Source organism: Knoellia sp. B-D-2 (assembly GCF_057714695.1).
Genome location: NZ_CM173189.1, coordinates 547,035 through 567,020, shown reverse-complemented (window position 1 = coordinate 567,020; position 19,986 = coordinate 547,035). Strand labels below are relative to the sequence as shown.

Sequence of the window (19,986 nt, the reverse complement as noted above, 5' to 3'; positions counted from 1 at the left end):
GTCCACAGCCGTCGGTCCCGGACGCGACGCGGCCCCCGGTGGTCACCGGGGGCCGCGGGAGAACGAGAGGGCTGGGCGCTCAGGCCTTGCCGAGGATGCGGTTGAGGTTGGTCCCGCAGACGGGGCACTTGCCCTTGGCCATGCGGCGGCCGTTGTCGGACACGACGACGTTGCCCTCGGCCTCGCGCTTCTCCTTGCACTTCACGCAGTAGAACTCGCCCTTGTAGGTCTCGTCTGCCATTGCAACTCCTTGGTCGTGGTGCCGCGGTGAGCGGCGATGACCCTTGCACCCTAGACCAGGCTGAGCACGGATTCGTGCTCAGCCACGCTCGGTGACGGGGGGTTCGGAACGGGTCTGGTCACGGTGGCCCGCACCCCATCCGACCCACGGGTCGCACCCGACCCACCGGCCCCGTGGTCGGCGGCGGTCCGGCACGCCGCGCCCGCTCCGCAGGGATGACAGACGGCTGCCCTACCGTGGAGGACGTGAGCACCGAGGACGTCGAGGTCCGCCGCAGTGCGCGGCGTCGGCGCACCGTGAGCGCGCGCCGCGAGGCCGGCCGGGTGGTGATCCTCATCCCCGCGTCGATGAGCCGGAGCGAGGAGCGCGTCTGGGTGGCTCGGATGCTCAAGAAGCTCGAGGCGGGCGAGCGGCGTCGCCGCCCCAGTGACACCGACCTCATGGCCCGGGCGAGTGACCTCTCCGCCCGCTATCTCGGCGGGCACGCCCGGCCCGCGAGCATCAGGTGGGTGTCCAACCAGCGCTCGCGCTGGGGGAGCTGCACCCCCGCCGACGGATCGATCCGGCTCTCCGACCGGCTCCGGGGCATGCCCTCCTACGTCGTCGACTACGTCATCCTGCACGAGCTCGCGCACCTGCTCGTCGCAGGGCACAACCGGGACTTCTGGACGCTGCTGCGCTCCTACCCCCGGCTCGAGCGGGCGCGCGGGTTCCTCGACGGGGTCGCGCTCGCCCAGGGCCTCGACATGGCCGACGACGTCGACGACGCGCCGGACGACGCGACGGGCGTCGAGGACGTCACGGTCACCGCCTGACGGCGTTCAGAGGTCGAGGGCCAGCCGGGCCGCGTCGACCAGCTCGCCGAGCTCGACCCGGGTGGCCTCGGGCAGGTGCGAGGTCGGCCACCACGCCACGTCGAGCGACTCCTCGCTCGGGGCCGGGGTCGTGGCGCGGTCGAGCACCGCGGCGAAGCGCACGTCGAGGTGCTCCCGACATGGCCCGAAGTCACCGTGCAGGGTGTGCCGGTCGAGCTGGACGACGACGGGCGCGGGCATCACGGTCGGGATGCCGGACTCCTCGCGGGCCTCGCGCGTCGCCGCCGCGTGCAGGTCGACATCACCGACCTCGAGGTGGCCGCCGAACTGGAACCAGCTCCTGGCCCGTCGATGATGGGTGAGCAGCACGTGCTCGGCGTCCGGGCTGAGGACGAGGCAGCTCGCGGTGAGGTGCTCGGGAGGTCCCGCCCTGGCCACGCCGTCCGGGTGCCGACGGAGGTGCTCCAGGTAGGCCGCCCTGAGGGCGTCCTGTCGCTCGTCCGGCGCGTCCCACGACTCGAGCGTGGACCGGGCCTGCGCGTGCAGGTGCGCGAAGGCCGCGGTCACGGCCGGGTCGGCGGCGGAGGTGGCGGAACGGGGGAGGCGTCCCGGGTCACGAGCCGGGGCGGCCGTCGGGCGTGTCGCCGGGCGCCTCGCCGCGCAGCAACGCGTCGAGCTCGGCGTCCATGTCGCTCGTCGACGCGGCACCCTGGCGTTCGACGTAGCCCAGGGGGTCGTCGAGGTCGGCGGCGTCGGGGGCGACGTCGGGGTGGGCCCAGGCGGCGTCACGCATCGCCGCGCCACCGGAGGCCTCGAGGGCGGCGAAGAGGTTGGCGGCGTCGCGCAGCCGGCGGGGTCGCAGGTCGAGGCCGACCAAGGCGGCGAAGGTCTTCTCGGCGGGCCCGCCGCTGGCGCGGCGACGGCGCACCGCCTCGCCGAGGGCGTCCGCCTGGGGGAGGTGGGCCCGGACCGCGGCAGCCGTCACGACGTCGACCCACCCCTCGACGAGGGCGAGGAGGGTCTCGAGCCGGAGCAGCGCGGCCTTCTGGGCCGGCGACTGCTCGGGGGCGAAGAGCCGACCGGCGATCGCCTGCTGCATCGCGTCCGCGTCGGTGGGGTCGATCGAGCGCAGCCCTTCCTCGATCGCGTCGGTGTCGATGGTCGTGTCCCGGGCGTAGTCGCGGACCGCGGCGAGCACCTGCGGGGCCAACCACGGGACGGCGTGGAACAGGCGGGTGCGGGCGCTCTCGCGCACGGCGAGGTGCAGCCTGGCCTGCGGCACGTCGATCTCGAGCCCCTCGGCGAACGCGGCGATGGCCCCGGGCATGAGGACGACGTCGGGTGCCGCGACGAGCGGCAGCGAGACCTCGCAGCCCGTGAGGACCTCGTCGGCGAGGGTCCCGACGGCCTGGCCGAGCTGGAGCGAGAACATCGAGCCCTGCATCCGCCGGAGCAGGGGCCCCATCTGCCCCATGAGGGCGGCGGGGTTGGTCCCGGGCGGGACGAGGCCTTCGGGCAGGCCGCCCTCGCCGAGCGAGCCGAGCTGCTTGGTGATCGCGGCACCCATCGCGTCGCTCACCCCGACCGCGATCGGGTCGACGAGCTCGCGCCAGACGGGCATGGTCGCCTCGACCCACTCCGCGCGGCTCCAGGCCCGGCCGACGAGGCCCGAGTGGTCGACGTCCGTGACGGCGTCGAGCCAGAGGTTGGCGACGTCCACGGCCTGCCGGGTGTCGCTGACGGTCGACGCCCCGACCGTCGGGTCGCCCTTGGCGGCCACGGTCCTGCGGGCGATGTCGGTCGCGGCAGCCACGTCGACCGACCCGCTCTCGTCGGCGCCGGCGAACATTGCCTGCACCTGCCCCGCGACCATCTGGAGCATCTGCGGGTCGACCTGGTCCAGTCCCATCCCGCGCATCATCTCGAGCATCTGGGGATCGAGGGCCTGCCCACCGGTGAGGCCCTTGAGGACCTCCTCCAGCTCCGGGGGAATGCCCGAGTCCTCGGGCTCGTCCGGGCGGTCGGGCGAATCGGTCACTGCGGGACTCCTGGTGGTGGCGGTGAGAGGATGTGGTCTCATCAGTACCCAACCACGAATGGTCCGGCGATAGTTCCGAGGAGAAGCTCGTGCAGCACGACCCGAGCGGCGCCCCCGTGACCACAGGGACGGTCGCCCTCGCCGAGATCCGCGAGCAGCCCCTGTCGGTGGACGAGGTCATCGCCGCGGTGCAGGACCCGGGCTGCGGCGGGATCACCGTGTTCGTCGGTGTGGTGCGCGACCACGACCGGGGCCAGGACGTCTCCTCGCTCGACTACACGGTGCACCCGAGCGCCCAGGAGCGCCTGACCGAGGTCGCCGGGCTCGTGGCCCAGCGCTCGGACGCCGTCCGGGTCGCCGCGCTCCACCGGAGCGGACACCTCGAGGTCGGTGACGTGGCCGTCGTCGTCGCCGCCTCGGCTCCTCACCGGGACGCGGCGTTCGCGTCGTGCCGCGACCTCATCGACACCCTCAAGGCCGAGGTCCCCATCTGGAAGCACCAGCACCTCGGCGACGGCGCCACCGAGTGGGTCGGACTGACGTGAGCACGTCCGACCCCGCTGCCGAGGACCACGGCAGCGCCTCCGAGCGTGCGGCGGCGTCTGCCGAGGCGGACGCGCCGAACCGCTACGCCGTGAGCCGGCGGAGCGGGGGGCTGCTGACGATGCTCTTCCTCGCGATCGCGCTCGGTGCGGGCATCTCCCTCATCCCGTTGCCCTACGTCGTGCTCGTGCCGGGGCCGATCGCCAACACGCTCGGCGAGCTGGACGGCAAGCCGATCATCCAGGTGAAGGGCGCGACGACCTACCCCGCCAAGGGAGCGCTCGACTTCACCACGGTCCAGGTCCTCGGCGGCCCGGGCAACCGGGTCGACGCGTTCGACCTCGCCGTGGCGGCCCTGCGCGACGACCGCGAGGTCTTCCGCCGGGAGGAGTTCTACCCCGAGCCGGTGACCCGCGAGGAGATCCAGCAGGAGAACGCGGCCGAGATGGTCGACTCCCAGGAGGTCGCGGCCGCGATCGCGCTGCGGGAGTCGGGTCGGGAGGTTCCGGAACGGGTCGTCGTCTCGCAGCTGGCCGAGGGGTCGCCCGCCACCGGCGTCCTCGAGGCGGGTGACGAGTTCGTCTCCGTGGCCGGCACCGCGACCCCCGACGCGGCCGCGGTCCAGACCGCCGTGCGCGCCCAGAAGGCCGGCGAGGCGATCGCCGTCGTCGTCCGGCGCGACGGTGCCGAGAAGGCGCTGTCCGTCCCGACGCGGGACAACGACGGCACCACGGTCGTCGGCGTGATGCTCGGCCGGGACTACGACCTGCCCGTCGACGTGACGATCACGGCCGGTGGGGTGGGTGGGCCGTCGGCGGGGACGATGTTCACCCTGGCCGTCTACGACGTCCTCACGCCCGGCGACCTCACCGGCGGCAAGCGCATCGCGGGCACCGGAACCATGGAGCCGGACGAGTCCGTCGGCCCCATCGGCGGCATCCGCCAGAAGCTCTCCGGGGCCAGCGACGGGGGAGCGGAGTTCTTCCTCGCCCCCCAGGACAACTGCGACGAGGTGGTCGACCACGTGCCCGACGGCCTCACCGTCGTGCGGATCGGCACCTTCGACGACGCCCTCGGCGCGGTGAGGGCCATCGCGGCCGGCCGGGCCGACTCCCTGCCCGGGTGCTCGGCCGGCTGACGCGCCAGCCGGTCAGTCCGTCAGGGTCGCACGCAGCGCCGCGACGAGCCCGGGTGCGATGTCGCTCCCCGTGGCCACCCGGTCGTCGCTGTCGTGCTCCCGCTGGCGGAGCAGGCAGATGCTCGCGCCGTCCCGGGTGGCCGCCGCGAGCAGCCTGACGTCACGCCGGTCGGGGTGCCCGGCCAGCTCGGCCACCGCCGCGTCGCGGTCGGAGGGGAGGTCGCGCTCGGCGTCGGGTGGGACGACGAGACGTTCCACGACGATCGCGCAGCCGACCACGGTGTCCGGCCAGGCGATCTGGGCGAGCAGCGACTCGATCGAGTCGGTCTCGGGGAGGTCCTCCTGCTCGATGGCCGTGAGGGCGCCCTCGATCTGGTCCGACACGGTGAGCCCGGCGGCGAGCTGGGGCTCTCGGGTGAGCAGCTCGGCCGTCGGCACGAGGGCGAACAGGCGCGGCGGCTGGTCCCAGCCGGCCGACCCGACATGGCGTTCGGTGTCGAGGGCGGCGATCGAGAGCGGGTCGGTCACGGGCTGCGAGGCGCGGGTCACGGACCCATCGTGCCGCACACATCTTGGGAAGATAGGTTGGCCCCTCCAGCCCGGGCTCGCTCGGGGAGCTGCGCGATGTGGAGTCAGAAGTGAGCCGGCCAGAGTGGTTCGACGGGATCAACCCCGACGACGCAGACAAGGGAGCCGGAGCGCCGGGCGGGCGCGACGGTGAGGGATCGAGCCGTCCCGGCAACGGGGGCGCCGGCTTCAACAGGCCCGTGCGGCCGGGGGGGTCCGGGGCGCCGCCGAAGCGCGGACCCCTGGGCACGACGCTGGCGATCCTCGCCGGTCTCGCCGTCCTGCTGCTCATGGCCGCGGGTGTCGTCACCGACATCTGGTGGTACGACTCCGTCGGCTTCCGCGACGTCTTCGTCACCCAGCTCGGGACCCGCGTCCTGCTGTTCGTGGCCGCGTTCATCCTCACCGCCGGCGCGGTCGGCGCCAGTCTCGTCACGGCATACCGGACGCGTCCGCTGCGCATCGCGCCGTCGCCCTCCGCCCAGGTGCTCGACCAGTACCGCCAGGTGCTCGACCCCCTGCGTCGCCTGGCGACGGTCGTCATCCCCTCGATCCTCGGCCTGCTGGCCGGCGCTGCGGCCATGGGAGCGTGGAAGACGTTCCTGCTGTGGCGCAACGCCGTCCCGTTCGGCACCAACGACCCCCAGTTCGGCCTCGACGTGGGCTTCTACGTCTTCACGCTGCCGTGGCTGCGCTTCCTCGTCAGCTTCTTCACGGTCGTCCTGCTGCTCGCGCTCATCGCCGCCGCCTTCACCCACTACGTCTACGGCGGCCTGCAGCTGCCCGGCCGCGGCACCACGACCCGGGCCGCCTTCATCCAGATCGCGACGATCGCCTCGCTGCTGGCCCTCGTGCGGGCGGCCGCCTACTGGCTCGACCGCTACAGCCTCACGACGCACGAGTCCCGGCTCATCACCGGGATCACCTACACCGACGCCAACGCCGTCCTCCCGATCAAGGCGATCCTCGCGGTTGCGACGGTGATGTGTGCGGGCTTCTTCATCGCGTCCATCTGGACGCGCAGCTGGCGGCTGCCGCTCATCGGCGTCGGCCTGCTCACCGTGCTCTCCGTCGTCGCAGGCGGCCTCTACCCGGCCGCGGTCCAGTCGCTCAAGGTCCGCCCGTCGGAGAAGTCGCTCGAGGCCCAGTACATCCAGCGCAACATCGACGCCACCCGCAAGGCCTTCGCCATCGACGGCATCGAGAAGACGCCGTACACCGCGACCACCGACGCCGCGCCCGGCCAGCTGCGCGCCGACGCCGACACGATCCCCGGCATCCGGCTCGTCGACCCCAACGTCGTCTCGCCGACCTTCCGCCAGTTCGAGGGACTGCGCCAGTACTACGCCTTCCCCGACATCCTCGACGTCGACCGCTACGCCATCGACGGCAAGAAGAGCGACTCCGTCGTCGCCGTCCGCGAGCTCAACCTCGCAGGGGTGCCCGAGGGCCAGCGCAACTGGCTCAACGACCACACCGTCTACACGCACGGGTTCGGCTTCATCGGCGCCTACGGCAACCGCCGCACGAGCGAGGGCGACCCCCAGTTCTTCTCGAGTGGCTTCTCCACCAAGGGCCCCATGGGCGCGGACTACGAGCCGCGCATCTACTTCGGCGAGGAGTCGCCCACGTACTCGATCGTCGGGGCGCCGGAGGGTGCCAAGCCGCGTGAGTTCGACTTCCCGGACGACCAGGGCGAGGGCGGCCAGGCCAACACGACGTACGAGGGCAACGGTGGCGTCGCCATCGGCTCCTTCCTGCGCAAGATCGCGTATGCCGTGAAGTACCGCGAGCCGAAGTTCCTCCTGTCCGACGCGGTGAACAGCGACTCCCGCCTGCTCGACCACCGCCAGCCGCGCGAGCGCATCGAACGCGTGGCGCCGTTCCTCACCATCGACGGCAACGCCTACCCCGCCGTCGTCGACGGACGCGTGAAGTGGATCGTGGACGCCTACACGACCACCGCCCGCTACCCCAACAGCCGCCTCACCGAGCTCGAAGAGGCGACGTCGGACTCGGTGAGCGAGCGCTCCAACGTCGTCGTCGCCGGTGCCGGGCAGGTCAACTACATCCGCAACTCGGTCAAGGCCACGGTCGACGCCCACGACGGCTCCGTGAAGCTGTACGGCTGGGACACGACCGACCCCATCCTCAAGGCCTGGAGCAAGGCCTTCCCGGGAGCGGTGTCCCCACTGTCCGAGATGTCCGCCCAGCTGATGTCGCACGTGCGCTACCCGCAGGACCTCTTCAAGGTCCAGCGCCAGCTGCTCGCGAGCTACCACGTGACGGACGCCAACTCGTACTACGGCGGTGGCGACTTCTGGAAGGTCCCCAAGGACCCGACGCACGCCTCGCAGGACCAGCCGGTCTACTACCAGTCCCTCAAGATGCCGGACCAGAGCGCCCCGGCGTTCTCGCTCACGACGACGTTCATCCCGTCGGGCAGCGGGCGCGAGATCCTGCGCGGCTTCCTCGCCGTCGACTCCGACGCCGGCACGGCGGCGGGCAAGCCGGCTGCGGGCTACGGGTCGATGCGCCTGCTCGAGCTGCCACGCAACTCGGCCGTCGACGGTCCGGGCCAGGTGCAGAACCAGATCGAGGTCTCGACCGCCCGGTCACAGAGTCCCAGCGAGCCGCTCAACCTCAGCCAGTTCATCGCGCAGAACCGGCAGTCGGGCAAGACCCTCACCTACGGCAACCTCCTCACGCTCCCCGTCGGTGAAGGTCTGCTCTACGTCCAGCCGATGTACGTCCAGGCCTCCCGCGAGGGGGGCTCGTTCCCCCAGAACAAGGCGACCGTGGCCGTCTTCGGCAAGCGCATCGCCTGGGGTGAGACCCTCGACCAGGCCCTCGACGGGCTGTTCGGCGGCAACTCCGGCGCCAGCGCCGGGGACAGCGGCTCCGAGCCGACCACGCCGGGGACGACACCCCCCGCCCCCGGGGACGCTCCGGTCGAGACCGCGGCCGCCCAGCTGGCCGAGGTCATCCGCGACATCGAGGCCGCCAACGCCGCCGGCCAGGCGGCGCTCAAGAAGGGCGACTTCGCGGCCTACGGCGTGGCCCAGAAGGACCTCCAGGACGCGATCGCGCGGGCGGCCACCCTGAGCCCGCAGCTCGCCGTCCCGGCCCCGTCGGGCTCGGCCACACCGACACCGAGCGCGACACCCAGCCCCACCGCGTCACCGTGACGGCCGCCGGTCCGACCCGTGGCGAGGTCGGACCGGCACCGATTTGGACCTCGGCGCGACGTCACGTACCGTGGTGCTTACCGAGAGACCGCAAGGTCCTCACTCGTCGCGGGGTGGAGCAGCTCGGTAGCTCGCCGGGCTCATAACCCGGAGGTCGCAGGTTCAAATCCTGCCCCCGCTACCACATCGACAACGGCGGGTCGTCTCTGACGGCCCGCCTTTGTCGTCTGTCCGGCCGGGTGGAGGTCACCCGGCGCCCTCGAGGAGGCACAGCATGGCCCCGCACCGCGTCGTCGTCATCGGATCCGGTTTCGGCGGTCTCTTCGGCACGCAGGCGCTCAAGCGCCGCGACGACGTCGAGGTCACCCTCGTCGCGAAGACGACCCACCACCTGTTCCAGCCGCTGCTCTACCAGGTCGCGACCGGCATCCTGTCCGAGGGCGAGATCGCCCCGAGCACCCGCGAGATCCTGGCCCGACAGAAGAACGCCCGGGTCATCCTCGGCACCGTCACCGACATCGACCTCGACGCCCGCACCGTGACGAGCGAGGTGCTGGGCCGCCGGACCGTCTCCTCCTACGACACGCTGCTCGTCGCGGCCGGCGCCGGCCAGTCCTACTTCGGCAACGACCACTTCGCCGAGTACGCCCCGGGGATGAAGAGCATCGACGACGCCCTCGAGCTGCGCGGACGCATCTTCGGTGCCTTCGAGTGGGCCGAGCTGACGACGGCCCCGGCCGAGCGCGACCGCTACCTCACCTTCGTCGTCGTCGGGGCCGGTCCCACCGGGGTCGAGATGGCGGGCCAGATCGCCGAGCTCGCCCACCGCACCCTGCGTCGCGACTTCCGCGCCATCGACACGCGCACCGCGCGGGTCATCCTCCTCGACGCGGCGCCCCAGGTGCTCCCGTCCTTCGGTGACCGCCTCGGCGACGCGGCGAGGTCGCGCCTCGAGAAGATGGGCGTCGAGGTCGAGCTGGGCGCCAAGGTCGTCGGGGTCGACTCGACCGGCCTCGAGATCGAGAAGGCCGACGGCACCCACCAGCGCATCGAGAGCGCCACCAAGGTCTGGGCGGCCGGGGTCCAGGCCTCCGAGCTCACCACCCTCCTCGCCGCCCAGTCCGAGGCCGAGCTCGACCGGGCAGGACGGGTCAAGGTCCTTCCCGACCTCACCCTCCCCGGCCGCCCCGAGGTCTACGTCGTCGGCGACATGATGGCGCGCGACGGCCTGCCGGGTGTCGCCCAGGTGGCGATCCAGGGCTCGCGCTACGCCGCCAAGCACCTCAAGGCCCGCCTCGACGGCAAGGAGGCGCCGGAGCCGTTCCGCTACTTCGACAAGGGGTCGATGGCGACGATCTCCCGGTTCAGCGCCGTCGCCAGCATCGGCAAGGCCCGCTTCTCCGGCTTCGCGGCCTGGGTGCTCTGGCTCGCGATCCACCTCGTCTACATCATCGGCTTCAAGCACCGGGTCACGACCCTGCTGCACTGGGCGGTCAGCTTCATCGGACGCGGGCGCTCTGAGCGCACCGTCACCGCGCAGCAGATCCTCGCGCGCAACATCATCCGCAAGATGCCGCCGGAGGACCTGCCGACGCTGCCGGTCGTCGCGTCCGACCACACGTCCGCGGCCGACGCGCCGTCGGTCGAGCGGGCCGGCTGACCCCGCTCGCGCGGGCCCGGGCGGTCGATGAGGCCACGTAGGGTGGCCCAATGCCGCTCGACTACCCGGTCCACGAGCGCACCCTCACCAACGGGCTGCGTGTCGTCGTCTCACCGGACCCCAGCGTTCCGAACGTCACCGTCAACATCTGGGTCGGCGTGGGGTCACGCCACGAGGCGTCGGGGCGCACGGGCTTCGCCCACCTCTTCGAGCACCTGATGTTCCAGGGCTCCCGCAACGTCCGCAGCGGGGAGCACTTCGAGGCGCTCATGGCCGAGGGCGGTCGGCTCAACGCGACGACGTGGTTCGACCGCACCAACTACTTCGAGACCGTGCCGAAGGGGGCGCTCGAGCTCGCCCTGTGGCTCGAGGCCGACCGCCACGCCCACCTCCTCGACGCGGTCAACCAGGCCAACCTCGACAACCAGCGCGACGTCGTCAAGGAGGAGAAGCGCCAGCGCTACGACAACCAGCCCTACGGCAACGCGTTGATCGACGTCTACGCCGCGGTGTTCCCCGACGGCCACCCGTACCACCACTCGACGATCGGGTCGATGGAGGACCTCGACGCCGCCAGCGTCGACGACGTGCACGCGTTCTTCCGGGCGCACTACGCCCCGGACAACACCGTGCTCACCCTGTGCGGCGACGTCACCCCCGACGACGGGTTCGCCCTGGCGGAGCGGTACTTCGGCTCCATCGAGCAGAACGCACAGTCCCGTCGCGCACCGGTCGAGCAGCTCGGCCCGCTCACCGAACCGGTCCGGGTCGAGCGTCGCGAGGACGTCCCCAACGACCGGCTGCACATCGCGTTCCGGCTCCCCGTCGACGAGACCGAGGAGTTCAGCGCCGCGAGCCTGGCCCTCGACGCACTCGGTGGTCTTGCCTCGTCGCGCCTCGTGCGGCGACTGGTCCGCCGCGAGCAGACCGCGCTCGGCGTCCACGCCACCTCGTGGGGCTTCGTCGACGGCGTCTCCCTCGGTTTCCTCGTCATCGACGTGGCGGGCGAGTCCGACACGGACGCCGTCGAGGCGACCCTGCTCGAGGAGCTCGAGCGCTTCGCCGTCGAGGGTCCGACCGAGGCCGAGATGGACGCGGCCATGGCCCAGGCGGAGCGCGGCTGGCTGTCGATGCTGGCCAGCCAGGAGGAACGCGCCGACGCGCTGTCCCACTACGCCCTGCTCCACGGCGACCCGCGCCTCGTCAACACCCACCTCGACCGGCTGCGTGCCGTGACGCCCGAGCAGGTGCGGGCCGCCGCCGCTCGCTGGCTGCGCCCCGAGAGCCGCGCGGTGGTCGCCTACCGCGCAGACGTCGAGACCGAGGAGGTCGCATGAGCACGCTCGCCACACCACGGCCGGACGTCGCGCCGCCGGGCCCGTGGGCCTTCCCGCTCCCGCACGAGAGCGTGACCGGCAACGGCATCCGCCTCCTCTCGTATGCCGTCCCCGGCCAGTACGTCATCTCGCTGCGCCTCGTCGTGCCGCTGTCCATCACCGACGAGCCCGCGGACCGGGAGGGCGTCGCGTCGATGACGGCCCGGCTCCTCGACGAGGGGACCGCGACCCACTCCAGCGAGGAGTTCGCCGAGCTCATGGAGCGCACCGGGATGGCGCTCGGCGCCTCCGTCACCGACGGCGCTCTCAGCGTCGACGTCGATGTGCCGCAACGGTTCCTGCCCGCTGCCCTGGACCTGCTGCGCCAGGTCCTCTCGGAGCCGGCCTTCCCGCCGGCCGAGGTCCACCGCATCCTGCGCAGCCGGCTCGCGGAGATCGAGCAGGAACGGGCGTCCGCGCCGCACCGGGCCGCGCGCGAGGTGACGGCCTCGCTGTGGGCGCCCGGCGAGCGGGCGTCCCGCCCGACCGCGGGGACGACCGAGTCGGTCACCGCCATCACCCGGGACGACATCGTCGACTTCCACCGGACGCACGTGGGACCGCGGGGTGCCACCCTCGTCGTGGCGGGCGACCTCGACGGGATCGACGTCGCCGAGGTCGTGACCGCGGGTCTGGGCCGATGGGCCAACCCGGACCACCTGCCGGCGACGCCTCCACGGGCGCCCTCGCCCGCCGGCGGTGAGACCCGCGTCGTCCTCGTCGACCGACCGGGCTCGGTCCAGAGCGAGCTGTCGGTCGCCGCCCCCGGCCCCGACCGGTCGATCGCCTCCGGGTGGGCTCCCTACCCGGTCCTCTCGTTCATCATCGGCGGGTCCCCGAGCGCCCGTGTCGACGCGGTCCTGCGCGAGGACAAGGGCTACACGTACGGGATCCGGGCGGCCTTCCGCCCGCGCGCTCGAGGAGGCTCGTTCGTCACGGCCGGCTCGGTGCGCGCCGACGCCACCGTCGACGCCCTCCGGCTCCTCGTCGGGATCCTCGAGAAGGCCCGGGACGGGTTCTCCGACGAGGAGATCCGCTCCGGCGTCGACTACGTGGTGCAGACCGCTCCGGGTCGCTACGCCACCGCGGACGCCGTCGCCGACGAGGCCTCTGCGCTCGCCGTCGAAGGGCTGCCACTGGACTTCCAGACGTCGACCCTGGCGGCGATGCGGGAGCTGGACGCGGACCGGCTGACGACGGCATACGGAGCGGTCGCGACGGGGGAGTGGGTCGTCGTCGTCGTCGGCGACGCCGCGACCCTGCGTGAGGGGATCGAGGGGCTGGGCCTGGGTCCGGTCACCGTCGTGCCCAACTGAGGGAGGCCCCTCGTCAGAGCCCGATGCGCGACAGGACCTCGTCGTGGAGCAGTCCGTTGGTCGCGAGGGCGTTCCCGCCGAACGGGCCGTCCTCGCCCCGCAACGACGTGAACCGGCCGCCGGCCTCGGTGACGATCGGGACGAGCGCGACCATGTCGTGCAGGTTGAGCTCGGGCTCCGCAGCGATGTCGACGGCGCCCTCCGCGAGCAGCATGTAGGACCAGAAGTCGCCGTAGGCCCGCTCCCGCCAGCAGTCGCGGGCGAGGTCGAGCACCGCTTCCTGGCGGCCGACGGCGTCCCACGACGTCATCGAGCTGCACGACAGCGAGGCGTCGCTGACCTGCGAGACCTTCGAGACGGAGAGTCGGGTCGCGGACGTGAGGCTGCGTCCGGCCCACGCGCCGCTGCCCACGGCCGCCCACCAGCGGCGGCCCAGCGCGGGCGCGGCCACGAGGCCGAGGACCGGCTTGCCGTCGTCGATGAGGCCGATGAGGGTGGCCCACACCGGCACGCCGCGGACGAAGTTGTGCGTGCCGTCGATGGGGTCGATGACCCACTGGCGCGGCCCGTGCCCGGTGGGCTCCATCTCCTCGCCGATGACGGCGTCGCGCGGGCGGGTCCGCCTGAGCTGGCTGCGCACCAGCTCCTCGGCGCTGCGGTCGGCGTCGCTGACGAGGGTGAGGTCCGGTTTCGACTCGACGACGAGGTCCTCGGCACGGAACCGGGACACGGTCACCCGCTCCACGGCGTCGGCGAGGACATGGGCGAGTCGCAGGTCGTCGTCGTAGGTCGGCACGTCGTCACCGTAGCCGCTTCGGGAGAGTCACAATCGGGTCTCGTGTCGGTCACGTCCCTCCTTTCTGCGGCACATGTGAGGTTGGGTAGGGACCGCGCGCCCTCCCCGGGGTTCGCGGGGGCCACCCGACCGGGACCGGCTCTTTTGATGTCCGTCCACTTCCCTGGGACGGATCGACACGTAGGAGGACGTCCATGCGAGGAACCACTCGCACGGTAGCCGTGTCCGCAATCTCTGTGGCAGCGCTGCTGCTCGCAGGTTGTGGCGGCGGCGGCAACGACGATGACAGCGACGGCGACACCAGCGGAACGACGGGCAAGTCCGGCGGCGCCATCACGGTCAAGGGAGGTAATCCGGAGAACCCCCTGATCGCGGGCAACACGTCGGAGGTCAATGGCGGCAACGTGCTCGACATCGTGACCGCGAAGCTCGTCGAGTACAACGTCGACACCGCCGCTCCCGAGAACGACATCGCGGAGTCGATCGAGACGACGGACAACCAGACCTTCACGGTCAAGCTCAAGAAGGACTACAAGTTCCACGACGGCACCGTCGTCAAGGCCAAGAACTTCGTCGATGCCTGGAACTACACCTCTTATGGCCCCAACGCCCAGCAGGGCTCGTACTTCTTCACGCCCATCGAGGGCTACAACGACCTGCAGTCCGAGGACCCGGACGGTGCCGAGGGCCCCCAGAAGGCACCGGAGCCCAAGGCCAAGGAGATGACCGGTCTCAAGGTCGTCGACGACACCACCTTCACGATCACGACCACCGAGAAGGTCTCCAACCTCCCGGTCCGTCTCGGCTACACGGCCTTCGCGCCGCAGCCCGACGCGTTCTTCGCGGACCCGAAGACCTTCGGTGACAAGCCGATCGGCGCCGGCCCCTACAAGGTCGACGCGTGGACCAAGAACGCCGAGATCAAGCTCTCCAAGTTCGCTGACTACAGCGGCAAGAACAAGGGCAACCCCGACACCATCACCTTCAAGATCTACCAGGACGCCGAGGCGGCGTACGCCGACGTCCTGGCGAACCAGCTCGACGTGACCGATGCGGTCCCGCCCAGCGCGCAGATCGACGAGAAGTACAAGACCGACCTTCCCGACCGCAACCTCCAGAAGCCGGTCGGCGTCATCCAGACGATGACCACGGCCCCGTCGAGGGTGGACCCGAACTACGGTCCCGAGATCCGCAAGGCCATCTCCATGGCGATCAACCGTGAGGCGATCATCAAGGCGGTCTTCAACGGCACCCGTGAGCCCGCCACCGGCTGGGTCTCCCCGGTCGTCGACGGCTACAAGGCCGACGCCTGTGGCGAGTTCTGCAAGTTCGACCCGGCCAAGGCCAAGGCTCAGCTCGCCAAGGCGGGCGGCTTCAAGGGCGGCAAGATGACCCTGTCGTACAACGCCGACGGAGCACACAAGGAGTGGACCGAGGCCACCTGCAACAGCATCAAGCAGGCCCTCGGCGTGGACTGTGTCGCGACCCCGGTCGTCGACTTCGCCACCTTCCGGACCCAGATCGGTGAGGGGAAGATGAAGGGCATCTTCCGGAACGGGTGGCAGATGGACTACCCGTCGATCGAGAACTTCCTCGCCCCGATCTACGGCAAGGGCGCCTCGTCCAACGATGGTGAGTACGACAACCCCGCGTTCGACGCGAAGCTGGCCGAGGCCGCTGCGGCCACCGACCCGGCCGAGTCGAACAAGCTCTACCAGGAGGCGGAGGGAATCATCGCCCAGGACATGGCGAGCATCCCGCTGTGGTATGGCACCACCACCGCCGGCTGGTCGGAGAAGGTCACCAATGTCAAGGTCAACGCGTTCGGCGTGCCTGACTATGCGAGCATCACGCTCAAGTGATTCCCGCGTGTCGGGTGAGCACCTGACCTGACATCAGCAGGCTGTCGGCCTGTCGGCACTCGCCGACAGGCCGACAGCCTGCTCGGGGCACGTTGCCCCTCTTTCGTGTCCTCCTCAAAGCCGCACGCATGGCAGCGCCCGGTGCCGATCACGTTCAGGTATGTTCAGTTCTGGCCCGGTCCACGAGGCGCCCATCAACTTTCCGAGACGCGCACTTGCCGTCTCTCCGCGCTCCACCGTCACCACGGATCGGGGCCGAATGACACAGGAGGTGACATGGGCAAGTACATCGTCAGGCGAATCCTGCAGATGATCCCGGTGGTTCTGGGAGCCACCTTCATCATTTTCGCCATGGTCTTCGCCCTGCCCGGAGACCCCACCGCGGGCAAGTGCGGCGAGCGGCCGTGCTCCCCCGAGTACGTCGCGAACTTCCGCGAGGAGCACAACCTCAACGACCCGCTCCCGGTTCAGTACGGCAAGTACCTCGGCAAGTTCGTCCAGGGCGACCTGGGCACGAACTTCTACGGGATCCCCGTCAAGGAGGACCTCGCCAAGCGCTACACGATCACCGGTCGACTCGCGCTCATGGCGATCGGTTTCGAGATTGTCGTCGGCATCCTCGCCGGTGTCCTCGCCGGTGTGCGCAAGGGGAGGTTCATCGACAACCTCGTCACCGTGAGCACCCTGTTCGTCATCTCCATCCCGGTCTTCGTCATCGGCGTGCTGCTCCAGTACCAGTTCGGTATCAGGTGGGGACTGGTGCCTGCCACCGTGCCCAGCCTGGACGCGCCGACCTCCTCGCTCATCCTTCCCGCCTTCGTGCTCGGCTCGCTGTCGATCGCCTATGTCGCCCGCCTCACGAGGACCAACCTCGTGGAGAACCTCCGTGCCGACTACGTGCGGACCGCGGTCGCGAAGGGCCTGACCAAGCGGCGCGCCGTCGGCGTCCACACCCTGCGCAACTCCCTCATCCCTGTGGTGACCTTCATCGGTGCCGACTTTGGGGGCCTGCTCGGTGGCGCCATCGTGACCGAGCGGATCTTCAACATCCAGGGCGTCGGCGGCTACATCTGGAAGGGCATCAACGCTCGGGACGGAATCGCCGTCGTCTCCACGGTGACGGTGCTCGTCGTCGTCTACCTTTTCGTCAACCTGCTCGTCGACCTGCTCTACGGCGTGCTCGACCCGAGGATCAGCCATGACTGAGTCCATCGCCGCCTCGATGGCCCCCCCCGCCGACGACGTCGGCGAGGCGCGGTCACTGGGGCAGGACGCCTGGCGCTCGCTGCGCAAGAGCGTGATGTTCTGGGTGTCCGTCACCCTCATCGGTCTGTTCATCCTCATGGCGGTCTGGCCGTCGCTGTTCACCGACACCGACCCCGGCTTCGGTGACATCAACAACGTCCGCGAGAAGCCCAACGCCGATGCGTGGTTCGGCACCGACACCCAGGGCTACGACATCTTCGCCCGCACCATCTACGGTGCCCGGGCCTCGATCATCGTTGGCATCTGCGCGTCGCTGGCGACGCTGTTCGTGGGCGGTGTCGTGGGTGTGGCCGCGGGCTTCTACGGCGGGTGGTTCGACGCCCTCGTCTCGCGCATCACCGACATCTTCTTTGCCATCCCGCTGCTCCTCGGCGGCATCCTGTTCATGGCGAGCTTCCCGAACGACGCCGACACCCCGTACTTCCTCATCGTCGGCAAGGTCGTCCTGACGCTGACGATCTTCGGGTGGCCGTCGATCGCACGCCTCATGCGCTCGAGCGTGCTCCAGGTCAAGCCCAACGAGTACGTCCTCGCGGCGCGGGCGCTGGGCGCCGGTCCATGGCGCATCATCAGGTCGCACATCCTGCCCAACGCGCTCGCCCCGGCGATCGTCGTCTCGACGATCAACCTCGGTGCGTTCATCGTCGCCGAGGCCACCCTGTCGTTCCTCGGCATCGGCCTCACGCCGCCCGCGATCTCTTGGGGCGTGGCGATCAGCGACGCCCTCGTGGCGGTGCGCACCTACCCGCACATCCTTCTCTTCCCCAGTCTGTTCCTCAGCCTCGCGGTCCTGGCGTTCATCCTGCTCGGCGATGCCGTGCGTGACGCCTTCGACCCGAAGTCCCGATGAGCAGGAGGAGCACTCAGTGACCACCACCACCAAGTCCGTGGCGCCCGCGTCCACCTACAAGCCCGACTCCGAGGGCCGACTGCTCGAGGTCGAGGACCTCTACGTCGAGTTCCACACGGCCGAGGGTGTCGCCAAGGCGATCAACGGCGTCTCGTTCGACCTGCGCCAGGGCGAGACGCTGGCCATCCTCGGCGAGTCCGGCTCGGGCAAGTCCGTGACCGCCCAGGCGATCATGGGCATCCTCGACATGCCCCCGGCCGTCATCCCCGGCGGCGCGATCCGCTACTGCGGCCAGGACCTGCTCACCATGCCCGAGGAGCAGCGGCGCAAGGCGCGAGGCCCGGAGATCTCGATGATCTTCCAGGACGCGCTGAGCTCGCTGAACCCGACCTTCCCAGTCGGCTGGCAGATCGGCGAGATGTTCCGGCAGCACCGGGGCCTGAACCGGTCCGACGCCTACGCGCAGGCCGTGCGTCTCATGGAGCGCGTCGCCATCCCCGGCGCCAAGGACCGGGTCAAGAGCTACCCGCACCAGTTCTCGGGTGGGATGCGCCAGCGCATCATGATCGCGATGGCCATCGCGCTCGACCCGGCGGTGCTCATCGCCGACGAGCCGACGACCGCTCTCGACGTCACCGTCCAGGCCCAGATCATGGCCCTGCTCGCCGAGCTCCAGGAGGAGCGTCAGATGGGGCTCATCCTCATCACGCACGACCTCGGCGTCGTCGCGGACGTCGCCGACCGCGCCGCCGTGATGTACGCCGGCCGGATCGTCGCGAAGGCGGACATCGAGGACCTCTACGCCCGGCCCGCGCACCCCTACACCCGTGGGCTGCTCGAGTCGATCCCGCGCCTGGACCAGAAGGGGCAGACGCTGGCGGCGATCGGTGGCCTGCCGCCGAACCTCACCCGCATCCCCCCGGGCTGCACGTTCAACCCCCGCTGCCGCATGTCGCAGGACATCTGTCGCGAGAAGGAGCCCGACCTGCTCCCCATCGCCGGACAGATGTCCCGATGCCACTTCGCCGAGGAGGTCCTCAATGGCTGACGTCATTCTCAAGGCCGACGACCTGGTCAAGCACTACCCGATCAAGGGCGGTGTCCTGCGCACCACGGTCGGCCACGTCAAGGCCGTCGACGGCGTCTCGTTCGAGCTGCACCGCGGTGAGACGCTCGGCATCGTCGGCGAGTCCGGCTGTGGCAAGTCGACGCTGGGACGCGTCCTCATGCGGCTCGAGGAGCCCACGGCGGGCACGGTCAACTTCGACGGCGTCGACATGTTCTCGCAGGGCGGGTCCTCGATGCGCAAGCTGCGCCGCGACATCCAGATCGTGTTCCAGGACCCCTACACCTCGCTCAACCCGCGCAAGACGGTCGGCGACATCATCGGGGAGCCGTTCGAGATCCACCCGGACGTCGTGCCCAAGGGCGGCCGCAAGAAGGCAGTCAAGGAGCTTCTCGACCTGGTCGGGCTCAACCCCGAGCACATCAACCGCTACCCGCACCAGTTCTCGGGTGGCCAGCGCCAGCGCATCGGCATCGCCCGCGGCATCGCGCTGCGACCCAAGGTCCTCATCTGCGACGAGCCGGTCTCCGCGCTCGACGTGTCGGTCCAGGCGCAGGTCATCAACCTCATGGAGAAGCTCCAGGACGAGCTCGGCCTGTCCTACATCTTCATCGCGCACGACCTCTCCGTCGTCCGGCACATCTCCGACCGCGTCGGTGTCATGTACCTCGGACGCATGGTCGAGCTCGGCACCGAGGAGGAGATCTACCAGCGGCCGACCCACCCGTACACCCAGGCCCTGCTCTCCGCGGTCCCCGTGCCGGACCCGGCGATGCGTGGCAAGCGTGAGCAGATCGTCCTCACCGGTGACGTGCCCTCGCCGGCGAACCCGCCCAAGGGCTGCCGTTTCCACACGCGGTGCTTCAAGGCCCAGGAACGCTGCTCGGTGGACGACCCGGAGCTGATGGACCGCCCGGACGGCGTCGCGGCCCACCGCTCCGCCTGCCACTTCGCCGAGCCTCGGGTCATCGTCGAGACCGTCGACGTCAGCGACGTGGCGGTGGACACCCGCTTCGCGACGACCGATGTCGTCGATCACGACGCCTTCAGTGGCGACGGCGGGCTCCTTCCGGCGGACGCGTCGACGGTGGCCGAGCGTTCGCACGCCTCCGGTGAGTCCGAGGGCCCGCTGGACCGTCCGCACGACATCACCCGGCTCGTCGACAACGACCCGAGCGAGAAGCGCGACCCGACGATCTGAGCCCGACGTCACCGATGGCGCCCTCCGTTCCGGAGGGCGCCATCGGCACCCTCCGGGGGAGGC

Annotated in this window: 17 protein-coding genes and 1 tRNA gene; 13 read left to right on the top strand and 5 right to left on the bottom strand. The window is 70.6% G+C overall.

All coding sequences use genetic code 11. The annotated features are described in order from the left end of the window. Positions 1 to 79: 79 nt before the first annotated feature. A complete protein-coding gene (locus AC3EU2_RS02680) occupies positions 80 to 241 on the bottom strand; it encodes a DUF5679 domain-containing protein (protein WP_009775774.1) in 162 nt (53 codons plus the stop codon). 215 nt (positions 242 to 456) lie between these two features. Here AC3EU2_RS02680 and AC3EU2_RS02675 point away from each other — a divergent pair, with 215 nt between their 5' ends. Next, positions 457 to 1,056, top strand: a complete 600-nt coding sequence (locus AC3EU2_RS02675; protein WP_488178200.1) for a M48 metallopeptidase family protein — start codon at positions 457 to 459, stop codon at positions 1,054 to 1,056. Positions 1,057 to 1,062: 6 nt separating this feature from the next. Here the strand turns inward: AC3EU2_RS02675 and AC3EU2_RS02670 are convergent, their stop codons facing one another. Continuing rightward, complete coding sequence (locus AC3EU2_RS02670) at positions 1,063 to 1,623, bottom strand: NUDIX hydrolase (protein WP_488178199.1); 561 nt, start codon at positions 1,621 to 1,623, stop codon at positions 1,063 to 1,065. 46 nt (positions 1,624 to 1,669) lie between these two features. Beyond that, entirely contained in the window at positions 1,670 to 3,094 is a 1,425-nt protein-coding gene (locus tag AC3EU2_RS02665; RefSeq protein ID WP_488178198.1) for a zinc-dependent metalloprotease, read from the bottom strand. Positions 3,095 to 3,183: 89 nt separating this feature from the next. On the opposite strand from AC3EU2_RS02665, the gene AC3EU2_RS02660 reads away from it, so the two are divergent. Together AC3EU2_RS02660 and AC3EU2_RS02655 are read left to right on the top strand one after the other, a co-directional pair. After that, positions 3,184 to 3,639: a molybdenum cofactor biosynthesis protein MoaE gene (locus tag AC3EU2_RS02660; protein WP_488178197.1), complete on the top strand. Its 456-nt coding sequence runs from the start codon at positions 3,184 to 3,186 to the stop codon at positions 3,637 to 3,639. Next, on the top strand, positions 3,636 to 4,775 hold the full coding sequence (locus tag AC3EU2_RS02655) for a YlbL family protein (RefSeq protein ID WP_488178196.1): 1,140 nt from the start codon (positions 3,636 to 3,638) through the stop codon (positions 4,773 to 4,775). The genes AC3EU2_RS02660 and AC3EU2_RS02655 overlap by 4 nt, the downstream gene beginning before the upstream one ends. Positions 4,776 to 4,787: 12 nt before the next feature. Here AC3EU2_RS02655 and AC3EU2_RS02650 read toward each other — a convergent pair whose 3' ends face one another. Further along, complete coding sequence (locus AC3EU2_RS02650; RefSeq protein ID WP_035936626.1) at positions 4,788 to 5,324, bottom strand: PPA1309 family protein; 537 nt, start codon at positions 5,322 to 5,324, stop codon at positions 4,788 to 4,790. 89 nt (positions 5,325 to 5,413) lie between these two features. Here AC3EU2_RS02650 and AC3EU2_RS02645 point away from each other — a divergent pair, with 89 nt between their 5' ends. The 5 genes from AC3EU2_RS02645 to AC3EU2_RS02625 all read left to right on the top strand — a co-directional run bounded on the left by AC3EU2_RS02645 (position 5,414) and on the right by AC3EU2_RS02625 (position 12,882). Next, positions 5,414 to 8,530 (top strand): UPF0182 family membrane protein, encoded by a 3,117-nt coding sequence (locus AC3EU2_RS02645; RefSeq protein ID WP_488178195.1) that lies wholly within the window; start codon positions 5,414 to 5,416, stop codon positions 8,528 to 8,530. A gap of 107 nt (positions 8,531 to 8,637) precedes the next feature. Next, positions 8,638 to 8,714 (top strand) — tRNA-Met (locus AC3EU2_RS02640). Positions 8,715 to 8,804: 90 nt separating this feature from the next. Then, positions 8,805 to 10,190, top strand: a complete 1,386-nt coding sequence (locus AC3EU2_RS02635) for an NAD(P)/FAD-dependent oxidoreductase (RefSeq protein WP_488178194.1) — start codon at positions 8,805 to 8,807, stop codon at positions 10,188 to 10,190. A 50-nt stretch (positions 10,191 to 10,240) separates the two neighbouring features. Beyond that, positions 10,241 to 11,527, top strand: coding sequence for a M16 family metallopeptidase (locus AC3EU2_RS02630; RefSeq protein WP_488178193.1), 1,287 nt, complete (start codon positions 10,241 to 10,243; stop codon positions 11,525 to 11,527). Further along, complete coding sequence (locus AC3EU2_RS02625) at positions 11,524 to 12,882, top strand: M16 family metallopeptidase (RefSeq protein ID WP_488178192.1); 1,359 nt, start codon at positions 11,524 to 11,526, stop codon at positions 12,880 to 12,882. Before AC3EU2_RS02630 ends, AC3EU2_RS02625 begins: the two co-directional genes overlap by 4 nt. Positions 12,883 to 12,895: 13 nt before the next feature. On the opposite strand, the gene hisN is transcribed toward AC3EU2_RS02625, so the two are convergent. Next, positions 12,896 to 13,678 carry a histidinol-phosphatase gene (hisN, locus tag AC3EU2_RS02620; protein ID WP_488178191.1) on the bottom strand — a complete coding sequence of 261 codons (783 nt, stop codon included), beginning with the start codon at positions 13,676 to 13,678 and terminating at the stop codon, positions 12,896 to 12,898. Positions 13,679 to 13,899: 221 nt separating this feature from the next. Between hisN and AC3EU2_RS02615 the strand changes: the two genes are divergently transcribed. From AC3EU2_RS02615 to AC3EU2_RS02595, 5 genes are all read left to right on the top strand, one after another. After that, positions 13,900 to 15,540 (top strand): peptide ABC transporter substrate-binding protein, encoded by a 1,641-nt coding sequence (locus AC3EU2_RS02615; protein WP_488178190.1) that lies wholly within the window; start codon positions 13,900 to 13,902, stop codon positions 15,538 to 15,540. Positions 15,541 to 15,816: 276 nt separating this feature from the next. Next, positions 15,817 to 16,746 (top strand): ABC transporter permease, encoded by a 930-nt coding sequence (locus tag AC3EU2_RS02610; protein ID WP_488178189.1) that lies wholly within the window; start codon positions 15,817 to 15,819, stop codon positions 16,744 to 16,746. Next, the gene (locus tag AC3EU2_RS02605; RefSeq protein WP_488178188.1) at positions 16,739 to 17,656 is read left to right on the top strand and encodes an ABC transporter permease; all 918 of its coding nucleotides are present in this window, start codon (positions 16,739 to 16,741) and stop codon (positions 17,654 to 17,656) included. The genes AC3EU2_RS02610 and AC3EU2_RS02605 overlap by 8 nt, the downstream gene beginning before the upstream one ends. Then, positions 17,619 to 18,704, top strand: coding sequence for an ABC transporter ATP-binding protein (locus AC3EU2_RS02600; RefSeq protein ID WP_488178187.1), 1,086 nt, complete (start codon positions 17,619 to 17,621; stop codon positions 18,702 to 18,704). The genes AC3EU2_RS02605 and AC3EU2_RS02600 overlap by 38 nt, the downstream gene beginning before the upstream one ends. Next, positions 18,697 to 19,923 carry an ABC transporter ATP-binding protein gene (locus AC3EU2_RS02595; protein ID WP_488178186.1) on the top strand — a complete coding sequence of 409 codons (1,227 nt, stop codon included), beginning with the start codon at positions 18,697 to 18,699 and terminating at the stop codon, positions 19,921 to 19,923. The genes AC3EU2_RS02600 and AC3EU2_RS02595 overlap by 8 nt, the downstream gene beginning before the upstream one ends. The last annotated feature ends 63 nt before the right edge of the window (positions 19,924 to 19,986 follow it).

Excerpts from the sequence above, each read along its gene's own strand:
- AC3EU2_RS02680 (WP_009775774.1), bottom strand. The coding sequence starts at position 241 with ATGGCAGACGAGACCTACAAGGGCGAGTTCTACTGCGTGAAGTGCAAG.
- AC3EU2_RS02675 (WP_488178200.1), top strand. The coding sequence starts at position 457 with ATGACAGACGGCTGCCCTACCGTGGAGGACGTGAGCACCGAGGACGTC.
- AC3EU2_RS02635 (WP_488178194.1), top strand. The coding sequence starts at position 8,805 with ATGGCCCCGCACCGCGTCGTCGTCATCGGATCCGGTTTCGGCGGTCTC.
- AC3EU2_RS02630 (WP_488178193.1), top strand. The coding sequence starts at position 10,241 with ATGCCGCTCGACTACCCGGTCCACGAGCGCACCCTCACCAACGGGCTG.
- AC3EU2_RS02625 (WP_488178192.1), top strand. The coding sequence starts at position 11,524 with ATGAGCACGCTCGCCACACCACGGCCGGACGTCGCGCCGCCGGGCCCG.
- AC3EU2_RS02610 (WP_488178189.1), top strand. The coding sequence starts at position 15,817 with ATGGGCAAGTACATCGTCAGGCGAATCCTGCAGATGATCCCGGTGGTT.
- AC3EU2_RS02605 (WP_488178188.1), top strand. The coding sequence starts at position 16,739 with ATGACTGAGTCCATCGCCGCCTCGATGGCCCCCCCCGCCGACGACGTC.
- AC3EU2_RS02600 (WP_488178187.1), top strand. The coding sequence starts at position 17,619 with ATGCCGTGCGTGACGCCTTCGACCCGAAGTCCCGATGAGCAGGAGGAG.
- AC3EU2_RS02595 (WP_488178186.1), top strand. The coding sequence starts at position 18,697 with ATGGCTGACGTCATTCTCAAGGCCGACGACCTGGTCAAGCACTACCCG.